The organism is Methanobrevibacter ruminantium (genome assembly GCF_016294135.1).
In the GTDB taxonomy this organism is placed as follows: Archaea; Methanobacteriota; Methanobacteria; order Methanobacteriales; family Methanobacteriaceae; genus Methanobrevibacter; species Methanobrevibacter ruminantium_A.
The window spans coordinates 143,605-163,148 of sequence record NZ_JAEDCO010000001.1 but is presented as its reverse complement, the minus strand read 5'-3'; the positions used below and the strand labels follow the sequence as shown (position 1 = coordinate 163,148).

Sequence of the window (19,544 nt, the reverse complement as noted above, 5' to 3'; positions counted from 1 at the left end):
GATAGAATTTTTAATAATTTAATAAAATTTAACTAAATAAATTTATTAAAATGAAATATAATTTAATTAGAATTTTTAACATTTGTGATTATCATGCTTACTAAAAGAATTATTCCTTGTTTAGACTGTGACCTGCATGTTCCGGAAGGCAGAGTGGTTAAGGGAGTTGAATTTAAACAAATCCGTTATGCTGGAAATCCAGTAGAGCTTGCTACCAAATATTATGAAGATGGAGCAGATGAGATTGTAATCTTGGACATCACCGCTTCCCATGAACGCAGAGGAACAATGGTGGATGTTATAGAAAGATTAACTGAAAACGTATTCATTCCAATTTGTGTAGGTGGAGGAATAAGAAAGGTAGATGATTACACTCGCATGCTTAAGGCAGGTGCAGACAAATGCTCTACAAACACTGCAGCCATTCACAATCCTCAGCTATTGACAGATGCATCTAAGGTTGTAGGTTCTCAAGCGGTTGTAATAGGAATTGATGCTAAAAGAAGATATGTTGAAGAAGACAAGGAAGCTGCTAAAGGCAAGACCATTGTAGATACAGACCAAGGTGAAGTATGGTTTGATTGCAGTATCTATGGTGGAAGGGAGTTCACTGGCATGGATGCCATAGCTTGGGCTCAGGAATGTCAAGATAGAGGTGCAGGTGAAGTTCTTCTCACTTCAATGGATGGAGACGGAACCAAGGACGGATATGATCTTGTCCTTACAAAAGCAATCAACGATAATGTGGACATTCCAGTAATTGCATCTGGAGGTGTAGGTAATCCGCAGCACATCCTTGAAGCTTTTGAAATAGCTGACGCAAGTGCAGCGCTCGCAGCAAGTATTTTCCACTTTGATGAGTATCCAGTTCCAGTAGTTAAAAAGTTCTTGAAAGAAAAGGGAATTCCAATTAGGGAAACTTTCTAGTTTACATAACATTTTTAAGATAATGATTTAAGATAGTGGTGGCATGTCTAGTTTTCAATTCAATTCATTAATCAATATTAAGTTGACCCAAGAGTCAGGTCAAACTTCTCAGTCTCCATGGAAACATAATTCAGTTGGAGATACGGATGAGTTTAATGAATTAATTTACTTAAAAGTTCCTTTAATTATTAATGAACTTACTGATGAAACTATTAATTTAAATAACCTTCCAATTCTTTTAAAGCTATCACAAGATAGATACGATTTTAATGAATTTTCTTATCTATATGAGTTTCCTAAAAAAGTAGGAAATCGTCAATTTTCTAATATTTTTGATAAAAATAATTTATCAAATAATGAAATCAAAACCATCGAAAATGAAATCAAAAAGGAATTGACCAAAATCTATGACTTGGATTTTGACTTGGAAAAATTCTATGAATTCCTATTGGATGATGAGAAATTAGCTCCTTCTGTAGATTTCTGTAATGGCTTGAGATTGTTCATTGCAAAAGATCCATTTGAATGCATTATATCTTCAATATGTTCTGCAAACAATTCAATTGCACGCTGGACAAAATCAATTGATAAGATAAAGCGCAATTGGGGTGAAAAAGTTGAGTTCGATAGTGGAATTTTTTATGGATTCCCAAATCCAAATCAATTCCTGGACTTTTATGAAACTCCAATAGAGGAAGCTGATGCAGATGGGCATAGCTATGAAATAGATTGCTATACTCATAATTTAAAGGCATGTGGTGTTGGCTATAGGGCACCTTATATGAAAAAGGCAAGTCAAATGATTCTTGATGAAATGGATTTGAATGATATTTTTAATATGAATTATGATGAGGCATTTGATTTAATCTTAAAGATGCCGGGTGTAGGCCCTAAAGTTGCAGATTGCATTTTATTGTATGGATTCGGTTTCAAAGAGGCATTTCCCTCTGATGTCTGGATTAAAAGAATCGTTTCCCATTTATACTTTGATGGAGAGGAGATTTCTGCAGATAAGACAAGAGATTTTGGAATTGAGCACTTTGGAGATTATGCAGGTTATGCTCAACTCTACTTATTCCATTATGCTCGTAAGTCAGGATTAATGGAAAAAATAAAGAAATAATTTTTTTATGGATTATATTTTAATGGATTAAGGGTTTTTGTATGAATAAACTATTTTTAGCATTGGCATTATTCGGAATTAGCTTATTTTTATTGGTGTCTTCAGTTAGTGCTGAAGAGATATGTTCTGATGATTCTAATGAAAGTATGGAAGTCGTTAGTGGGGAGCAATCAATTGAAACTTCTGAAATCTCTAATGATAGTGCTAATTCAGATATTTCTTTGGATGCTACTGGCAATTCCACAGGGAATGCAAGCAACAATACAACCATTGATTCTTCAAAAGGCCATTATAAGTTTTCATCCACTAAAAATATCAGTTCACAATATGGAAAAAGGCCAAATTCTCTGTTAAAGTACTGAATAATGAAGGAAAAGCTATTAATCATAGATTAGTGACTTTTAAGGTTTCTGGAAAAACATATAATCGTTACACAAATGCCAGTGGAATAGCTTATGTTTATCTTAACTTGAATGCAGGAAAATATGCAATCAATGATAATGCAAGCGGCATTTCCGGAAAAAACTACTGCATTGTAAAGAATCACTATAAAATAACCAATTACAAATGGAAATCAGGAGTTAATGTCTTAAAGAATAAAAGGATTAAGGCAAATGTTCCGAAATCTGCGCTTGTAAGGAATATAATTAAACTTGCAAAATCAGGCACTCCTGTAATAAAATTCAAGGGAGGAAACGGAAAAGTTGTATTCATTACATCAGGATGCCATGGTAATGAGATACCTTATCAAGTCGCTGCAATGAGATTGATTAAGTATTTGGAGACCCATTACATTAAAGGAACAGTTTATGTGATGCCTTTCATGAATCCTAAGGGAACTGCAGCAAATGTCAGGGATTACAAAGGAGTTCACTTGAATAAAAAGGCTAATAAGAAAGGAACCACTTCCTATAAGACAGTCAAACTAATCAAGAAGTTCAAATGTGATGATTATGGTGATTTTCATGCTACAAGACCAGGTGGAAAGCCAGGCAGGAATCTTGTTTTTGGATCATATAAGCCAACTAAAAAAAGTGCAGCAATCGCTAAATATATTGCCAAAAATGCAAAAGTCAAATACAAAATTTATAAAAGGTCGGGGGCGGAGTATCCTGGAGCTTTAGAAGACGAAGTTAATTTGAAAGGAATTCCTGCTGTAACCTGTGAAGTCCTTAGTCCTCATGGAAAGATTAAAAAAGGATCTGTTTCCAAGTCATTATTGATGATGAAAACACTTGAAATACAATAAAATTCTTTGATTTAAATTTAAGGCCTAGATGGCATTATTGCTATTTTTTTAAATTAAACTAACTGTTTATTTTTTATTCTTCAAACTCTTTTTCAAGCAATATGGTAACTGGACCATTGTTCAATAGGCTTACTTTCATGAATGCTCCAAAGACTCCAGTTTCGCATGGGACATCTTCACTGCATTTTTCTACAAAGTAATCAAATAATTTGGTAGCTTCATCTGGTGCCAATGCCTTATGGAATGAAGGCCTGTTCTTTTTGGTCTTTCCATATAATGTAAATTGAGGAACAAGTAAAAGTTTTCCGCCTATGTCTTGCACCGACCTATTCATTCTACCTTCATCATCAGGGAATATTCTGAGTTTGCATATTTTTCTTGCTAAATATTCAACTTCTTTTTCAGTGTCTTTCTGACCAAAGCCGACTAAAACCATTAATCCTTCATCAATTTGGCCTGTGATTTCCCCTTCAACCTCTACGCTGGCATTTGTTACTCTTTGAATGACTAGTTTCATTATTATTCTCCAAAATTCTCTATATATTCTTATTTAATTTTCATGATTTAAAATTTTACTCTTAGCTATTGTTTCTTATTTTTTATTTTTTTCAGTTTTCCAGTTTTTTCACTGTTTCATTATTAACTGTTTCAAATGAAACATTTATATCATATAGAATACAATATAATCTTGAAAGTGATTACTTGTTAAATTTTTAAATTAGGTGAAATAATGGAAAGTGAAAGCTTTCAGGGTATAATGAATAGCTCTCCTTTAGTTGCATGGATTCATAATCTATCTAAAAATCATTTTAAATACTTAAAGTCAAAGATTGCTGAATTTGATTTAGGTCACGAAGTGAGATACATCATGATGATTTATGATAACCCTTGCATTTCACAGGATGATTTGGTGGTAATGTCTGGTCAAAGCAAGGGAAACATTGCCAAATCCTTAAAGAAATTAGAGGATGATGGATTCATTAAAAGGGAAGTCAATCCGAAAAACAGAAGAAAATACATGTTAAAGACCACTTCCAAAGGTGACGAATTGGTTCCTAAGGTTAGGCAAATATCTAAGGGCTGGGAAAAGGAAGTGGGAATAACAGAAGAAGATTGGGAAGTCATTGAAAGAATTAAGGAAATAGCCATCAATGGCATGAGGTTAGTTGAGGATTTATAATTTTTAAAAGATTTAATAATATATTTCACGATTTACGTATATAAAAGAGGGATTGTTATGAAATTTGATTTAGAAACTGTAGTAATAGCGGTGTCATTCATCACTTCATTCTTTGCGGTTTTCTTATCCAATGGAATCATTATAGGTGTTCCGGCTATTGCACAAGAATTTGCAATGAATAACGTTATTCAGAATTGGGTTCCTACCATATTCTTCCTTGTGGTTGCTGTATTTACAGTTCCTGCAGGACAGATATCAGGTAAGTTTGGTGTTAAGAGGTCTCTGCTTGGTGGAGTATTGCTCTACTTATTAGCTTCAATAGGTGCGGTGCTTTCATTTTCAACAGAATCATTCCTGATTTTCCGTATGCTTCAAGGTGCAGGTGTGGCATTCTTGAATGTGTCCGCTATGGCAATGGTAGTTCAAGCTGTTAAACCTCAAAACAGAGGCAAGGCTTTAGGGTTTACTGTAACTGGTGTTTACTTGGCAACTTCATTGTCTCCTGTAATCTGCGGGGTCCTGGTGCATAACTTAGGATGGAGATCAATGTTCTACTTTGTAATTCCATTCCTAGTGCTCTGTATTGCACTTATGATTTGGAAAATTACCGATGAATGGAAAACATATGAAAACGATAAAATCGATACAATAGGTTCCATCTTATATGGAATAGGAATTTTATTGTTCATTTATGGATTCACAACTTTAACAACAAGCACTGGTCTTATCTTGACTATTCTTGGACTTATCATATTGGTTGTATTTGGAGCTTATGAGCTTAGGCAAAAATCTCCTGTATTCAATATGAACTTGTTTAAAAACAAGAAGTTCACTTCATCCAATATTGCAGCTTTATGCAGTTACATTGCAGTTATGGTAGTTACAACAATATTGAATTACCACTTCCAGTATGTAAGGGGATGGGATGCTCAAATGGCTGGTATGATCTTGATTATCACACCTATTATCATGGCAATCATAGCTCCTAATTCAGGTAAGCTTTCAGATAGGACACATCCTCAAAAGTTGGCAGCTATTGGTATGGGAATTGCAACCGTAGCGCTGTTGATTTTGACATTCTTGAATGGAAACACTCCAATCTACTTGGTCATTTTAGCTATGGTGCTTCAAGGTATCGGTATGGGTCTATTCTCAAGTCCAAACATGAATGCAATCATGAGTTCAGTTCCACCAAAAGACGCTCCAACAGCATCAGCATCTCAAGCAACCATGAGGACAATTGGTCAGACCATGAGTTTAGGTCTTCTTACCCTTGTATTCGCTTGGGTCATGGGAACCTTGCCTCTTGCAACCAAATATGCTGGAATGGTCGTTCAAGCATCTCAAATCATTTGCGGAATCTGTGCAGTTGCTTGTATCCTCGCTGTATTTGCTTCATTGGTTGGTGTAAGATCCAAAGATAAGTTCAATACAGATAGGCCAACTTAGAGAGAATATAATTATTTTAATTATATTCCCTTTTTTCTTTTTTTCATTTACTGTATTTCTTTTGTATTTCTTTTTTATTTATTTTTTCAAACATTTTTTGGTTTTTAGCATTTCTTTAAACTTTCTTTACTTTTTTTAAAACTTTATTAAATATATTCACTAAAATAATATTATGAATAATTTGAAAGACGGATTTTTAAACTTTTTTAAAAAGGAAACAATCTTCTCCATTTCTTTGATATTGGCTATTGTTTCATGCTTTTTTGTTTTACCAAATAAGGATTATTTGAATTACATCAATTGGGAAACAATCATTCTTCTTTTTGCAATAATGATTATAGTGGAGATCTTAAAGAATCTGTCTGTATTTGAGATATTGGTTCGTAAGCTATTGGATAAAGTTAAAAACACTCGTGGACTTGTTTTGTTCTTGGTTTTCACTTGCTTCTTCAGTTCCATTTTTATTACAAATGACGTTTCACTGATTATTTTTGTGCCATTTACATTATTGGCCTTAAAGAAAATGGAAAGGGTTGACTTAATAATATTTGCAGTTAGCTTAGAAACCATTGCAGCAAATGTGGGATGCATGGTTCTTCCTATTGGGGCTCCACACAATATTGTAATGTATACTGTGTCCCATATTCCATTTCAATCATTTTTCCTTCTGCTTCTGCCTTATATAATCGTATCAGTGGCCTTTTTGATTATTTTGTCATTCTTTATTCCAAGTGATGAAGTCAGTTTGCCAAGGTTTGGAAAGATTGAAGTTGAGTGGGAAGGATTCTTGAAAAGGGTGTTTATAGGTGTGGACTATTACTTGCTTTTAACATTTATTGCATTGTTTGTTTTGATAGGAAATCTGCAATGCATTCCTTTCTTCAATTCCCTATTTAAGCAATGGATTATAGGTAATGAGGTCATATTTGGTATTATTTCATCACAAGTCATTTCAAATGTTCCTGCTGCAATATTGCTCAGTGGCTTCAGTTCAAATTATGAATCCATTATTGTTGGAATCAATATCGGGGGATTAGGCACTCTCATTGCGTCAATGGCTAATCTTATTTCATATAAGATACTTGCTAGAGAGTTCAATGATTTTAAAATCAGATATTTGACAGTATTCACAGTTCTGAATATAGCTTTGCTCTTAATTTTATTAGCAGTATATTTTTTAACTAATTGATCTTGAAAAAATAGAAATAAATTATTATTTTTAGGAAATTTTATATTGAAAAAAAGTATTTTATAAATAGAATTACTGTAGTGATCCACATCATAGATGCAGAAACACTTCTTACAGTAATTAAGGTTGATAAAAAAATTAAACAAATTTTTTAATTTTTTACGAATTTTTAAAGGTCTAATATATGAATTCTTTTTTGGATATAGTGTGATTATAGTTCACACTACTATATTTAAAAACCTTATTATATAAAGATTTTCGAATGTAAGTGCTTACTTGCATGTTAAAATGCTAAAAACAACGATAAATAGTCGTTATTTGATTAATAAGTAGTAATTTAGTCTTTAATTAAGGTTTTATTCCATTAAAGATGATATCGAGATAGTCATCAGCGAAAATGTCTGATTCAATATATGCATTGTTTCCGTATATCTGCCATAAAATAGTGGATGGGAATATTATGCTAAAGCACATTACGGATATTGCTTTGGAGTTAACATTTTTTATAACGCTTTTTTCCAATTGCAATTTAAAGAATTCTTCCATTTCATTGATAATTGTATCAGTGATGTGGGAAATTAAAAGTTTTTTATCTGTTTCTCCTGTAATTTCTTGCATAGCAACTCGGATAATGCTAATATCCTCTTGTGAAAAATCTAGAATTCCATGAAAACAGTGTTTAAGATAATCTTCGATGCTTTCATCCTCATCATAATCGAAGGTTTCTTCCAGTCTGGAAAGAAGCTTTGACATATAGTAATCTTTAGTAGCCTCTATGAGATTTTTTTTATTTTCAAATTTCCTAAAGACAGTTACCTCATTCGCTCCGGCTTCAGCAGCTATTTTCTTAGTTGTTGCTTTTTGAACACCTTCTTTTTGAACAATGTTAAAAGTAGAGGTTATGATTTTTTCTTCTGTGTTTTCCTTTTCGAATAATATAATTATAGATATGATTTTATATTATTTAATGTTGTTTAAAAATTTTTTAAAAAAAGACGAGAAATAATGAGATAAATTGTTTAGAAAAATTAAAAAAAGGGAATGAAGTTAATATTGATTTTTGGATGGTTCAAATATTAAAAAAGAAAAAAAGTTTATTAAATAATAAACTTTTTAAAATTTTTTATTACATTATCATTATTATCCAGTGCTTGTTGGAATAAATGGGATTATTGCTTCAGCTAATTTGCTGATAGGCATGGTTTGAATCCAAACTTTTCCTGGGCCTTGTATTTTAGCGAAGAAGAGTCCTTCACCGAATAATATGTTTTTAGCACCTTTGACTCTTTCAATCTCATATCCAACAGTTTCTTCCATTGCAGCGAGATGTCCCGGATCTAAAAGTAAGGTTTCTCCTTCTTGGAGGTCATGTTCAATTACTTCACCATCAATTTCCAAGAATACTAATCCTTCTCCAGAGAATTTTTGAAGGATAAATCCTTCACCACCGAATATTCCGGTTCCAAGTTTGTTTTTAAAGTATATCTCAATTTCAACAGAGTCTTCTGCAGCCAAGAATGCATTTTTCTGACCGATTATGGTATTGGTGCCATCCAATTTGAAAGGTATGATTTTTCCTGGGCTGCGTGTTGAGAACCCTATTTGCTGGGTGCCGTTCTCTGCAGTAAAGAAGTTTAAGAATAAGCTATCTCCAGACAATGCTCTTCCAAGTCCTTTTAAAAGGCCTCCTCCAGTATTGGTTTCCATTTTCATTCCAGAGGTCATAAAGGACATTGCCCCCGTTTCATTTTTAATGGTTTCCCCTTCATGCAATGTGCATATTACAATAGGGAAAGCTCCTCCACGTATTTCATATTCCATATTTTCACCTTTATTATTTTTATTTAATTTTGTATTAATTTTAATAATATATAATTGTTTTTATAAATAAATTTTTTCTTCGAGATGAAATTTTTTAGAAAGTTTTATAAACTGCAAAGCATATAAAATAATCATTCATTAAAGGAGGGTGATTAATGGCAAGATGTCCAAGATGTGGTTCTGAAGCTATTGAAGAGATCAACTACAATACATACAAATGTCATGAATGCGGATATATGATTAGAAATCCTGATGATTTGGATTTAGCCGATGAAGAGTATGGCTATTGATTTTGATTTCTTATTAATTTTTTTAATTTTTATTTAATTTTTATCTTATTTTTTTCATTTTTTCTCTTCTATTTTTTCATTTTTATAGTATTGTAATGTTTTTAAAAAAAGTTTTTATTTAAATAATGCATGAAAAAATCTTAAAAAAAAGAATAAGTAGCAGTTAAAAACTGCTTTAATTTTTAATCTAACCTTGAATGGTTACTTTTAACATTTTGTCTCCAGCACGGATAGCATTTACAACATCCATACCTTCGATAACTTGTCCGAATACGGTGTGAACACCATCTAAGTGTGGTTGTGGACTGTGAGTAATGAAGAATTGGCTTCCACCAGTGTCTTTACCTGCGTGAGCCATAGATAATGCTCCAGTTCCATGTTTGTGTGGGTTTCCTTCAGTTTCACATTTAATGGTGTATCCTGGTCCTCCGGTACCGTTACCAATAGGACATCCACCTTGAATTACAAAGTTAGGAATTACTCTGTGGAAAGTTAATCCGTCATAAAATCCTTCATTAGCTAATTTTTCAAAGTTTGCTACAGTTCCAGGAGCTTCATTAGGGAATAATTCCAATACGATATCTCCTTTTTCAGTTTCAATAATTGCTTTTTTCATTATATCACGTTTCAATTGTTTAATGATAGTTATTTTTTTATTTAGTTTAAAACATATTTTTAAGACATATTTTTAAAACATATTTTAAAAAATACTATTTATAATTTATTTTACTTAATATTTAAACTATTTTAAATTAAAATTAATCTACTTTTATCTCGCCAGATAAGATCTTTTTGTAGTCTTCATAGTTTTTCTTTAAGAGCTCTGGGATGTCCAATTCGTATGGGCATCTGCTTACGCATTGCTTGCATTCTGTACACTCTTCAATCTTCTTCATCTTTTCTTGAGACTCTGGAGTCAAGCTTGGAGCTGATGGGAATCTTCTAATCCATAAGGACATTCTTGCGCATTGGAATATTTCAATTCCTTCAGGACAAGGCATGCAGTATCCGCAGCCTCTGCAGAAATCTCCTTGCAACTCCTCTCTTTCATTTTTGATTATTTCCTCCAATTCGTTATCAAGAGTTGGTTCATCTTTCATATAGGATAGGAACTCATCAAGTTCAGACATTCTTTGAACTCCCCAGATAGGAACTACATTATCAAAGCTATTTATGTAAGCATAAGCCGCTTTAGAGCTTCCAATCAATCCTCCACTCATAGCTTTCATTGCAATGAAACCTACATTGTTCGCCCTTGCCATCTCAACAATGGCAAGTTCCTTAGGGCCTGTAAGGTAGGAGAATGGGAATTGGATTGTTTCGTACAATCCACTTTCAATAGCTTCCATAGCAAGCTCTGCCTTATGGGAGGTAAAGCCGATGTGTCTTATGATTCCTTCATCATAAAGATCGAATAATGCATCATATGCCCCACTTCCATCACCTTCAGTAGGGCAGAATGATGGGTTGTGGATTTGATAAAGGTCAATGTAATCAGTGCCAAGATTGTCAAGGCTTGTTTTAATGTCCTTTTCTATATCCTTTCTGTTTTCCCCTTGGGTTTTTGTAGCTATTATGATGCTTTCCCTCGGATATTTATCATTGAATCCTTCAAAGGCATAGTTTAGCTTTTCTTCACTATCGGTGTATGCTCTTGCAGTATCATAAAAGTTAATTCCATTAGCATAAGCCTTTTGAACGATCTCTTTAGTTTCATCAAATGAAGTCCTTTGGATAGGAAGAGCTCCAAAACCATTCTTTTCTATTTTCAGTCCAGTTTTGCCTAGTATTATCTGTGCCATATAATCAATCCCAATATGAATATGTGATATATTATGGAATTTATCCTATTTCTTATCACTACATTTCTAATTCCATATATCTTTTCATTACTTATTCTTTTATATAATAAACTATAAATATAATTGTGTTCAATCTTTAATAGGCAAAAATTTTTGATTTTAATCTTATTAACGATTATTTAACTAACAATTATCTGTTCATTAAAAAATTAAAAATGAGGGGAATTTTCATGAAAACACAAGAAATCATTGATATTGAAGATAAATATTTCATTAATACATTTAATAGAGTCCCAATTGTCCTTGACCATGGAGAAGGAGTTAAGGTATGGGATATTGACGGTAACGAGTATTTGGACTTTTTGGCAGGGATTGCTGTAAACTGTTTAGGCCACAATCATCCTAAGCTTGTGAAAGCTATTCAAGATCAAGCTGAAAAGCTCATTCACATTTCAAGCATTTACTATAATGAACCTGCTACACTTTATGCTAAAAGATTGGTGGATGCAACCAATTTTGACAGAATCTTCTTTGCAAACTCCGGTGCTGAAGCTAATGAGGGTGCACTTAAGCTTGCAATCAAATACAGCGGCAAGCATGAAGTATTGTTCTGCGGAGACTCATTCCACGGAAGAACATTCTTGACCTTATCTGTAACAGACCACCCAGAATACAGTGCACCTTACACAGAAAACTTGCCAAGAGGATTCAAGAAAGTTGAATTCGGCAATTTGGACAGTGTTAAGGAAGCAATCACTGAAAACACTGCAGCTATTATCATTGAGCCTGTTCAAGGTGAAGGTGGTGTTCATGTAGCAAGCGAAGAGTTCTACAAAGGATTAAATGACTTATGTAAGGAAAAAGGAGTATTAATCATTGTAGATGAAGTGCAATCAGGTTTCGGAAGATGTGGTGCATTGTTTGCTCATGAATTATTCGGCATAGATGCAGATATCATGACTGTAGCTAAAGGTATTGGTGGAGGATTCCCAATGGCTGCATTCTTGGCAAAAGAGGATGTTGCTGGCGGTTTTGTACCTGGTGACCATGGTACAACCTTTGCAGGAAGTCCTCTTGCAGGTGCGGCAGCAAATGCTGTTTTTGATGTCTTTGAAGAGGAAAACCTTGTTGAGCACAGTAAGGAAATGGGAGAATACTTCCTTAAAAAATTAGCTGAATTGAAAGAGAAATATGAGTTCATTACCGATGCAAGAGGCTCTGGTCTTTTGGTAGGTTTGGAACTTAACTTTGAAGGAGCAGATATAGTTGGCAAAATGCTTGAAGAAGGATTCTTGATTAATTGTACCGCAGGAAACGTATTAAGGTTTGCTCCTCCTTTAGTGGTTAATGAAGAGGAAATTGATGCACTTGTGGAAGCACTTGATAAGGTATTCGCTTCCCTTTAAGCAAGTCTCTTTTTTCTTAATTTTTCTTTTTCTATCTATTTTATTCTTTTATTTACTTATCTATTATTTCCTAGTTTTGTCTGTTTTTTCTTTTTTAATCTTTAGATCACTCAAATAGTTATTTTAATCCTTTTTATCATTATTATTTAAACTTAATTTACTTAATATTCAATAATTTTTTAGTTAAGTTTAATTATTTAAAAAGTAAAATAATAATTATTTATAAGGGGATGTTATTATAAGATTCATTAATTTAATTTTAAAAAATCCATTTAGGAATAAGACCCGTAGTGCATTGTCCATTATTGGCATTGCTATAGGGATTACCACTATTGTGGCATTGGGCCTTATTACCACTGGAATGGAGGACTCAGTTCAAACTTCGCTGAATGATGTTGGTGCTGAGATAACAGTTAGCAATTCCAGTTCTGTCAGCACAAACACAGGTATGATAGACAGTGAAATAGTTGAAGAGATGAAAAATAGGACTGGAGTCATAGATGCTGCTGGTTCGCTAACGGTTACTGAAATGAATATGGATCGGCTGAAATCAGGCAGTTCAGATTCCAGAAACAGTTTTGCAACCACTGTTGTAGGATTGGCACCTGAGAAACTTTATATGATGGGGATTAAGAGCATTGATGGAAAAGTGTATGAAAATGGCTCTAGAGATGCAATTGTTGGAGCGGAATATGCTGAACTAAATAATGTAAGTCGTGGAGATGACATTACCCTACAAGGCAAGGAATTTAATGTTTCAGGAATCTTTGAGACTGGAAGCCCATTTGTAGACAGTGGAATTTATGTCCCATTGGATACTTTGCAGGATATAACAGATAAGGATGGAGTTTCACGTATCCTTGTTAAAACAGGTGAAGATGTAAACGATTCAGCAATCAGTGAAAAGATTGAAGAGGATTATGAAAACTTTACAACATTGACCAGTGAGGAAATCTCTTCAATAGCCGATGATGTTTTAGGAATATTGGATACCGCCACCCTTGCAGTTTCAGCTCTTGCAATTATTGTAGGAGCTATTGGAATCATAAATACCATGGTCATGGCAGTTTATGAGAGGACAAAGGAAATCGGTGTTTTAAAGTCAGTTGGTTGGAAATCAAGAAAGATCTTAACCATGATTCTAGGGGAGACATTGGTACTGACAACCTTATCCGGAATAGTCGGATCAATATTTGGAATATTGATACCTGAAGTGGGTCTTAGATTATTTAATGTTACAGATTTTGCATTGGGTTACTCTCCTAAGACTTTCATTCTTGCATTTGGAATTACAATTATCGTTGGAATAATCGGTGGAATCTATCCTGCTTATAAGGCATCCAAGCTTGCTCCAACAGAAGCATTGAGGTATGAATAGGTGATTTTATGGATGGTTACATAGAAAATGAGAATGCATATCCTGATGAGGAGTATATCTATAATGAAACCTTCATCGGTGAGGATGGCGAGGAATATTATTATGAAGAGCCATTAATCAGCCTATTTGATGTTGTAAAGGAGTACGACAAAGGAACTGTTAAGGCATTGAATGGAGTAAACCTGGATATCTTTGAAGGGGAATTCGTGTCCATCATTGGACCTTCAGGTTCTGGAAAATCAACACTCCTAAATATGCTTGGGGCTTTGGATAAGCCTACTAGAGGAAAGATTTATATCGATGGCATCGACCTTGTTAAAGAGAAGGATTTAAGCGAATTCAGACAGGAAAAAATAGGTTTTGTTTTCCAATTGCATAACCTTATTCCTAACTTGTCCGTTTTTGACAATGTTCAGATTCCATTACTCCCTACCGGAATGTCCAATAAGGAGATGAAGGAAAAGGCAAGCGAAATTATTCGTGCTGTAGGATTGGAGGATAAGAAAAAGCAAAGGCCTAATAAGTTGTCTGGTGGTCAACGTCAAAGGGTAGCTATTGCAAGGGCATTGGTAAATAACCCTTCCATTATCTTAGCAGATGAACCAACAGGTTCTCTTGATTCAAAAACAGGAGAAATGATATTGAATTTGCTTATGGAAATGCATGAGCGTTATAATGTGACTTTAATTATAGTTACACACGATAATGGTGTTGCTGCTTTGGCAGAAAGAACCATAAAGATCAAAGATGGTCAAATAATAGAGGATAAATACAATTACTAGTATTTTCTTCTTTCTATTTTTTTAATATTTTAATTTCTAATAGAATATAGTGATAATTATGAAAGATATATTTGATGAATGTAGTTTAGGGGATTTAAAGTTAAAAAGCCGTATCATAAGAACAGGGACTTGGGAAAGACAAACAGAAGCTGGCGGATTTTTAAAGAGTGAAGTCTTTGACAGATATGAAAAGATGGCTAAAAGCGGTGTAGGTTTGATCAATTCAGAAATGTTTGTATTTGATCCAAGAGACAGATTTGCTGAATACTGCAATAATGTGAACTATAAGGGTTTTGTAAAGGATTATAAGGAAATTACAGATATCTGCCACAATCATGATGTGCCTGTTCTTGGCCAATTAGCATTCTTTTATTATAATGATGGATTGAATCAAAAGGTTGAAGCAAATGACATAAGCTTGGAAGGAATAAGACGTCTTCAGGCAGATGTTATTATGGCAGCTAAAAAGTTCTCTTTTGCAGGCTTTGATGGTATGCAGATAGACATTGGAAACAATTTTTATCTTGCAAAGTTCATCAACCCTTATTTCAACCAAAGAAAGGACCAATATGGGGGAAATACAGAAAATCGTGTAAGAATTTGTTCTGAGATAATCAAGGTTCTTAAAAAGACTATGGATTTCCATGTTAGTTGCAGAATAAATCCTTGGGATGTAAGGAAAAATGGAATGACTCCTGAAGAAAGTATCAAGGTTGCAAAGGAACTTGAAAAGGCAGGTGTTGACAGCATTCAATTGACTGCAAGGACAATATCCTATCTTTATGACGGCAATGATAGAAATCCTTTCCTTGTGTATGTGGATAAATTGATTGATGAGATTGATGTTCCAGTCATTTTAGGCGGTTCAATGAGGGATATGAAATCAATGAATGATGTTTTAAATGATTCAAAAGTGGAATTCTTATCCATGTCCAAGCCATTTGTTGCTCAGCCAGACTTTTTAGCTGATTGGAAAGCAAATGGTGATGGAGTTTCAATTTGTCAAAGCTGTAACAATTGTTACTCTAAAAAAGAGAGCACTTGTTTTAAATTTAAATAATCTATTTTTTCTCTTTTTTCTTTCCTTTTTTATTTTTGTGCTGTTTTTATTAATTTTTATTATTTTTGCGCTTTTTTTTATGTATTGAAGTATCTTATAAGTAAGTTTTAAATAACTTGTCTTTTTTATACTATTTTTACCTAATTAATTTGTATGAAAAGCATATTTGATAAAGTTAAATTAGGAGATTTAAGTCTCAACAGTCGGATTATGAGAACTGGATTATGGGAATCCCAACAGAATGACTCATATTCCATTTATGATCGTTATGATAAAATAGCTTCAAGTGGTGTAGGTTTAATTAGTTCTGAGCTATTTTCCATTTATCCCAAGGATAAATTTATTGAGCATTCAAGCAGGATGCATAATCCTAATTTCATGAAAATGGCAATGAAAATTTCTGAAATATGTCATGATTATGATGTTCCTATCTTAGGTCAGGTCGAATTCATCAAATATAACTGGGGAATTGATTTGGACATTCCCGTAAATGACTTAACAATTGAAGACATTAGGAAAATACAATCAGACATCATCTCATCTGCTCAAATGTTGAAATATGCTGGTTTTGATGGCATTCAATTATCCCTAGGAAATAATTTCTACCTATCAAAGATGATCAATCCTTATTATAATCAAAGAGAGGATAATTATGGTGGAAATGTATTCAATAGGCTAAGATTGATTTTGGAATTGATTAAAGTAATGAAAGACAATTTGGATTTGCACATTTCATGTAAGGTTAATACATTTGATGAGAGAAAAGATGGTTTTGATGCAAAAGAAAGTATTGAAGCATGTAAATTGCTTGAAAAGGTAGGTGTTGACAGCATACAGGTTACAAGACCTCTATCACCTTTATATTTCACTAAGAAATTATCTTCTGAAGAGGAATTGATTGACTATACCAATGTATTGATTGATACTGTTAAGGTTCCAGTTATTGTAGGTGGCGGATTTAGAAACATGGAACATATGAATGAATTATTGAATAGAACCAATATTGAATTCATGTCCATGTACAGGCCATTTGTAGCAGAGAATGATTTCCTAAAGAATTGGAAAGAGGAGGGCTCTGGAGAATCAAGATGCTTGATGTGCAATAATTGCTATAGGACTAAGAAAAGCACTTGTTATCATTAATTCTTTCATAATTTTATCTTTTCTTTTATCTTTTACTTTTTTATTTTACTTTTTTGCAACATTTTCCTTATTTTTTTTAAAAAATTATTTAAGTATTTTAAAGCAAACTATATTTTATGCAAATAAAAAAGATTTCAAGATACGTCATTTACTTATTTTCACTGTTTTTAATATCCTTAGGTGGAGCAATATCAATAAAAGCAAATTTGGGGACTTCCCCTATCATTTGTCTTCCTTATGTTTCAAGTCTGATATTGAAAATGAGTGTTGGAACAGTATGCTTGATCTTTAATGTTATTTTTATAGCTGTACAGATAATCCTTCTAAGAAGCGGATTTGAAAAGAGACAGTATCTTCAGATAATCGTGGGAACAATCTTTTCCCTTACCTTGGACTTTTCAATGATGTTGGTAAGTTTCTTGAATCCTGCAGATTATTTAAGTCAATTTGCAACACTTCTCTTAAGCTGTGTAGTGGTTGCTTTTGGTGTGATGCTGGAGGTTCAAACGGAAGTGGTTTATCTTCCTCCGGATGGAATAATCGTAGCCATTTCAAAGGTTTTGAAAAAGGAGTTTCCAAAGGTAAAACCTTTTGTTGATACTAGTTTTGTAATTACCGCAGCTGTTTTGTCAATTGTATTCTTGGGATACCTTGCAGGAGTCCGTGAAGGGACAATCATTTCTGCTCTAATAATTGGGCCTATTGTAAAGGTTATTCAAACTCATTTAAATCCTTATGTTGGACGCTTATATGAAAAATAGTATGCTTAATTTAAAAAATTTTAAGATTAAAAAAAGTTAAGAGACTAAAAAAGATAATGGGATTTATTCAAATCTCAAAATCTCTTTTTTCTAAAGTTTTTCTAAGTGTAGGAGTAATCATATCCTCATTGTAAAGCTCTTTTAATTCTTCATTGCTTACCCATTTGAAATCATCATGCTCATCGCTTATCTGAAGCTCTCCACTCAATATTTCAAGATTCATCATCAATTGAACTGTGCTTATTGGTTGATTTGTTCTTCTGCTTATGAATTCATCTTGAACAACTTCAAACAAGCTTTCTATATTAACATCAAGGTTAGTCTCTTCCTTGAATTCCCTTATCAATGCCACATCAAAGAACTCGCCAGGATCCACTTTTCCTCCAGGAAGCTCATACTTATGAGGATTGTTTCTTGATTTTGGATGTCTTCTAAGGATTAGTATCTTATCTCCTTCTCTAACTACTCCTCTTACAGTCAATCCCCAGTCCTTTTTACCATTCATTTTCTCACCTATAGTATTATTTGTTTCAATTTCCTAATAAAATTAATTTTTCGTCGGAGAATCAATTTCCTTAAATAATTTTATATATTAGTTTAAATAGAATTTTATTGAAAACTTATTTTTAGATTATTATAGATAATTATTAAAGATAATTATTCATTATATATTATTTTTATCGGAGGCACAAAATGGATTTAAATATAAAAATAAATGACAAAGGCCATTTAGATATTGGCGGTGCTGATGCATGTGATCTTGTAGAACAGTATGGCACTCCTATCTATGTAATTGATGAAGAAAGAATTAGGGACAACTACAACAGATTCTATAACGCTTTCACTAAATTTTATCCTAAATTCAAAGTATTCTATGCTTGTAAAGCAAATACAAACATCGCTGTTTTAAAAATCCTTGAGGAAGAAGGATGTTGCATTGATGCTGTATCTCCTGGAGAAGTATACATCTGTAAAAAAATGGGATTCTCTGGAGACAGAATCCTATTTACAGGAAACAACATTAGAAACGATGAAATGGATTACGTAAACAGTGAAGATGTAATCTTGAACATTGACTCAGTTTCCGCACTTAAAAGACTTGCAGAAAGCATTGATCCTAATGGCAAAAAAATCTCATTCAGAGTAAACCCTATGGTAGGTGCTGGTCACCACGGTCACTGCATTACCGGTGGAGAAATGAGTAAATTCGGTATTATGGAAACCGAAGCTGTAGAGATTTACAAATTAGCTAAGGAATTAGGATTTGAACCTGTAGGTATGCACTCTCACATCGGTTCAGGTATTTTAGACCCAGAACCATTCAAATTAGCTATTGAATCCACTATGAACATTGCAGGAAAAGTTCACCAAGAAGCAGGAATTGACTTTGAATTCATTGACTTCGGTGGAGGAGTTGGAATTCCATACACTCCTGATGAAGAATTGCTTGACTTGGAACACTTTGCAGAAGAAAACGTCAAATTATTCAAAGAAAAATTAGAAGAGTTTGATATGGGAGAACCTACCTTATACCTTGAACCAGGCAGATACATTGTAGGTGACGCTTCTGTTATTTTAGTTGAAGTAAACAGTGTAAAGGAAAGCTACAGAAAATTCATCGGTGTAGATGCTGGATTCAACACCTTGCTCAGACCTGCTATGTATGATTCCTACCATCACATTGTAGTTGCAAACAAAATGAATGAAGAGCCAACTCAAGAAGTGGATGTTGCAGGAAATGTCTGTGAATCCGGTGACTTGTTTGCAAGAGACAGACCTCTTCCAGATATTGAAGAAGGAGACATTTTAGGAATCTTGAATGCTGGTGCATACGGTTACACTATGGCTTCCAATTACAACTCAAGACCTCTTCCAGCAGAGATTCTTGTTAAAAATGGAGAGTCTTTCGTAATCCGTGAAGCACAAAGCTACGATGACATCTTTGAAAAACAATCTGTTCCTGACCACTTACAATAGATGTTAA

Annotated in this window: 21 protein-coding genes and 1 pseudogene; 15 read left to right on the top strand and 7 right to left on the bottom strand. The window is 33.5% G+C overall.

Annotated features, from left to right (window positions below):
- Positions 1–93: 93 nt before the first annotated feature.
- Genes hisF through VW161_RS00815 form a run of 4 tightly spaced genes read left to right on the top strand, consistent with a single transcriptional unit; the run spans position 94 to position 3,299 of the window.
- The gene (gene hisF, locus VW161_RS00830; protein ID WP_304087429.1) at positions 94–927 is read left to right on the top strand and encodes an imidazole glycerol phosphate synthase subunit HisF; all 834 of its coding nucleotides are present in this window, start codon (positions 94–96) and stop codon (positions 925–927) included.
- 43 nt (positions 928–970) lie between these two features.
- The gene (locus tag VW161_RS00825) at positions 971–2,050 is read left to right on the top strand and encodes a DNA glycosylase (RefSeq protein ID WP_304087431.1); all 1,080 of its coding nucleotides are present in this window, start codon (positions 971–973) and stop codon (positions 2,048–2,050) included.
- 41 nt (positions 2,051–2,091) lie between these two features.
- A complete protein-coding gene (locus VW161_RS00820; RefSeq protein ID WP_304087434.1) occupies positions 2,092–2,412 on the top strand; it encodes a hypothetical protein in 321 nt (106 codons plus the stop codon).
- A 32-nt stretch (positions 2,413–2,444) separates the two neighbouring features.
- Complete coding sequence (locus VW161_RS00815) at positions 2,445–3,299, top strand: succinylglutamate desuccinylase/aspartoacylase domain-containing protein (protein WP_304087436.1); 855 nt, start codon at positions 2,445–2,447, stop codon at positions 3,297–3,299.
- A gap of 73 nt (positions 3,300–3,372) precedes the next feature.
- Here the strand turns inward: VW161_RS00815 and dtd are convergent, their stop codons facing one another.
- Entirely contained in the window at positions 3,373–3,816 is a 444-nt protein-coding gene (gene dtd, locus VW161_RS00810; protein ID WP_304093491.1) for a D-aminoacyl-tRNA deacylase, read from the bottom strand.
- 213 nt (positions 3,817–4,029) lie between these two features.
- Between dtd and VW161_RS00805 the strand changes: the two genes are divergently transcribed.
- The 3 genes from VW161_RS00805 to VW161_RS00795 all read left to right on the top strand — a co-directional run bounded on the left by VW161_RS00805 (position 4,030) and on the right by VW161_RS00795 (position 7,117).
- Positions 4,030–4,479 (top strand): MarR family winged helix-turn-helix transcriptional regulator, encoded by a 450-nt coding sequence (locus VW161_RS00805; RefSeq protein WP_304087440.1) that lies wholly within the window; start codon positions 4,030–4,032, stop codon positions 4,477–4,479.
- 57 nt (positions 4,480–4,536) lie between these two features.
- On the top strand, positions 4,537–5,928 hold the full coding sequence (locus tag VW161_RS00800) for an MFS transporter (protein WP_325192636.1): 1,392 nt from the start codon (positions 4,537–4,539) through the stop codon (positions 5,926–5,928).
- 172 nt (positions 5,929–6,100) lie between these two features.
- The gene (locus VW161_RS00795) at positions 6,101–7,117 is read left to right on the top strand and encodes an SLC13 family permease (protein WP_325192635.1); all 1,017 of its coding nucleotides are present in this window, start codon (positions 6,101–6,103) and stop codon (positions 7,115–7,117) included.
- 348 nt (positions 7,118–7,465) lie between these two features.
- Here the strand turns inward: VW161_RS00795 and VW161_RS00790 are convergent, their stop codons facing one another.
- The 3 genes and pseudogenes from VW161_RS00790 to VW161_RS00785 all read right to left on the bottom strand — a co-directional run bounded on the left by VW161_RS00790 (position 7,466) and on the right by VW161_RS00785 (position 8,938).
- Positions 7,466–7,870, bottom strand: a complete 405-nt coding sequence (locus tag VW161_RS00790) for a hypothetical protein (RefSeq protein WP_304102735.1) — start codon at positions 7,868–7,870, stop codon at positions 7,466–7,468.
- A 75-nt stretch (positions 7,871–7,945) separates the two neighbouring features.
- Positions 7,946–8,002 (bottom strand): annotated as a pseudogene (locus VW161_RS08900) (hypothetical protein); the annotation flags it as partial.
- Between the two features lie 255 nt (positions 8,003–8,257).
- Positions 8,258–8,938, bottom strand: a complete 681-nt coding sequence (locus VW161_RS00785) for a TIGR00266 family protein (protein ID WP_295608251.1) — start codon at positions 8,936–8,938, stop codon at positions 8,258–8,260.
- A 155-nt stretch (positions 8,939–9,093) separates the two neighbouring features.
- On the opposite strand from VW161_RS00785, the gene VW161_RS00780 reads away from it, so the two are divergent.
- Positions 9,094–9,228, top strand: a complete 135-nt coding sequence (locus VW161_RS00780) for a hypothetical protein (protein ID WP_295608249.1) — start codon at positions 9,094–9,096, stop codon at positions 9,226–9,228.
- A 187-nt stretch (positions 9,229–9,415) separates the two neighbouring features.
- On the opposite strand, the gene VW161_RS00775 is transcribed toward VW161_RS00780, so the two are convergent.
- Complete coding sequence (locus VW161_RS00775; protein WP_304089243.1) at positions 9,416–9,844, bottom strand: peptidylprolyl isomerase; 429 nt, start codon at positions 9,842–9,844, stop codon at positions 9,416–9,418.
- A 142-nt stretch (positions 9,845–9,986) separates the two neighbouring features.
- The gene (locus VW161_RS00770; protein WP_304087678.1) at positions 9,987–11,030 is read right to left on the bottom strand and encodes an aldo/keto reductase; all 1,044 of its coding nucleotides are present in this window, start codon (positions 11,028–11,030) and stop codon (positions 9,987–9,989) included.
- Positions 11,031–11,260: 230 nt separating this feature from the next.
- Here VW161_RS00770 and VW161_RS00765 point away from each other — a divergent pair, with 230 nt between their 5' ends.
- From VW161_RS00765 to VW161_RS00740, 6 genes are all read left to right on the top strand, one after another.
- Complete coding sequence (locus VW161_RS00765) at positions 11,261–12,436, top strand: aspartate aminotransferase family protein (protein ID WP_304102739.1); 1,176 nt, start codon at positions 11,261–11,263, stop codon at positions 12,434–12,436.
- A gap of 295 nt (positions 12,437–12,731) precedes the next feature.
- Positions 12,732–13,814 (top strand): ABC transporter permease, encoded by a 1,083-nt coding sequence (locus VW161_RS00760; protein WP_304087682.1) that lies wholly within the window; start codon positions 12,732–12,734, stop codon positions 13,812–13,814.
- 8 nt (positions 13,815–13,822) lie between these two features.
- Positions 13,823–14,596 (top strand): ABC transporter ATP-binding protein, encoded by a 774-nt coding sequence (locus tag VW161_RS00755; RefSeq protein WP_304087684.1) that lies wholly within the window; start codon positions 13,823–13,825, stop codon positions 14,594–14,596.
- A 58-nt stretch (positions 14,597–14,654) separates the two neighbouring features.
- Entirely contained in the window at positions 14,655–15,656 is a 1,002-nt protein-coding gene (locus VW161_RS00750) for an oxidoreductase (RefSeq protein ID WP_304093502.1), read from the top strand.
- A gap of 153 nt (positions 15,657–15,809) precedes the next feature.
- Positions 15,810–16,799 (top strand): oxidoreductase, encoded by a 990-nt coding sequence (locus VW161_RS00745; protein WP_304093504.1) that lies wholly within the window; start codon positions 15,810–15,812, stop codon positions 16,797–16,799.
- 116 nt (positions 16,800–16,915) lie between these two features.
- Positions 16,916–17,560, top strand: coding sequence for a YczE/YyaS/YitT family protein (locus tag VW161_RS00740; RefSeq protein ID WP_304087692.1), 645 nt, complete (start codon positions 16,916–16,918; stop codon positions 17,558–17,560).
- 67 nt (positions 17,561–17,627) lie between these two features.
- Here the strand turns inward: VW161_RS00740 and VW161_RS00735 are convergent, their stop codons facing one another.
- Entirely contained in the window at positions 17,628–18,065 is a 438-nt protein-coding gene (locus VW161_RS00735; protein WP_304087694.1) for an NUDIX hydrolase, read from the bottom strand.
- Between the two features lie 188 nt (positions 18,066–18,253).
- On the opposite strand from VW161_RS00735, the gene lysA reads away from it, so the two are divergent.
- A complete protein-coding gene (gene lysA, locus VW161_RS00730; RefSeq protein ID WP_304087696.1) occupies positions 18,254–19,537 on the top strand; it encodes a diaminopimelate decarboxylase in 1,284 nt (427 codons plus the stop codon).
- The last annotated feature ends 7 nt before the right edge of the window (positions 19,538–19,544 follow it).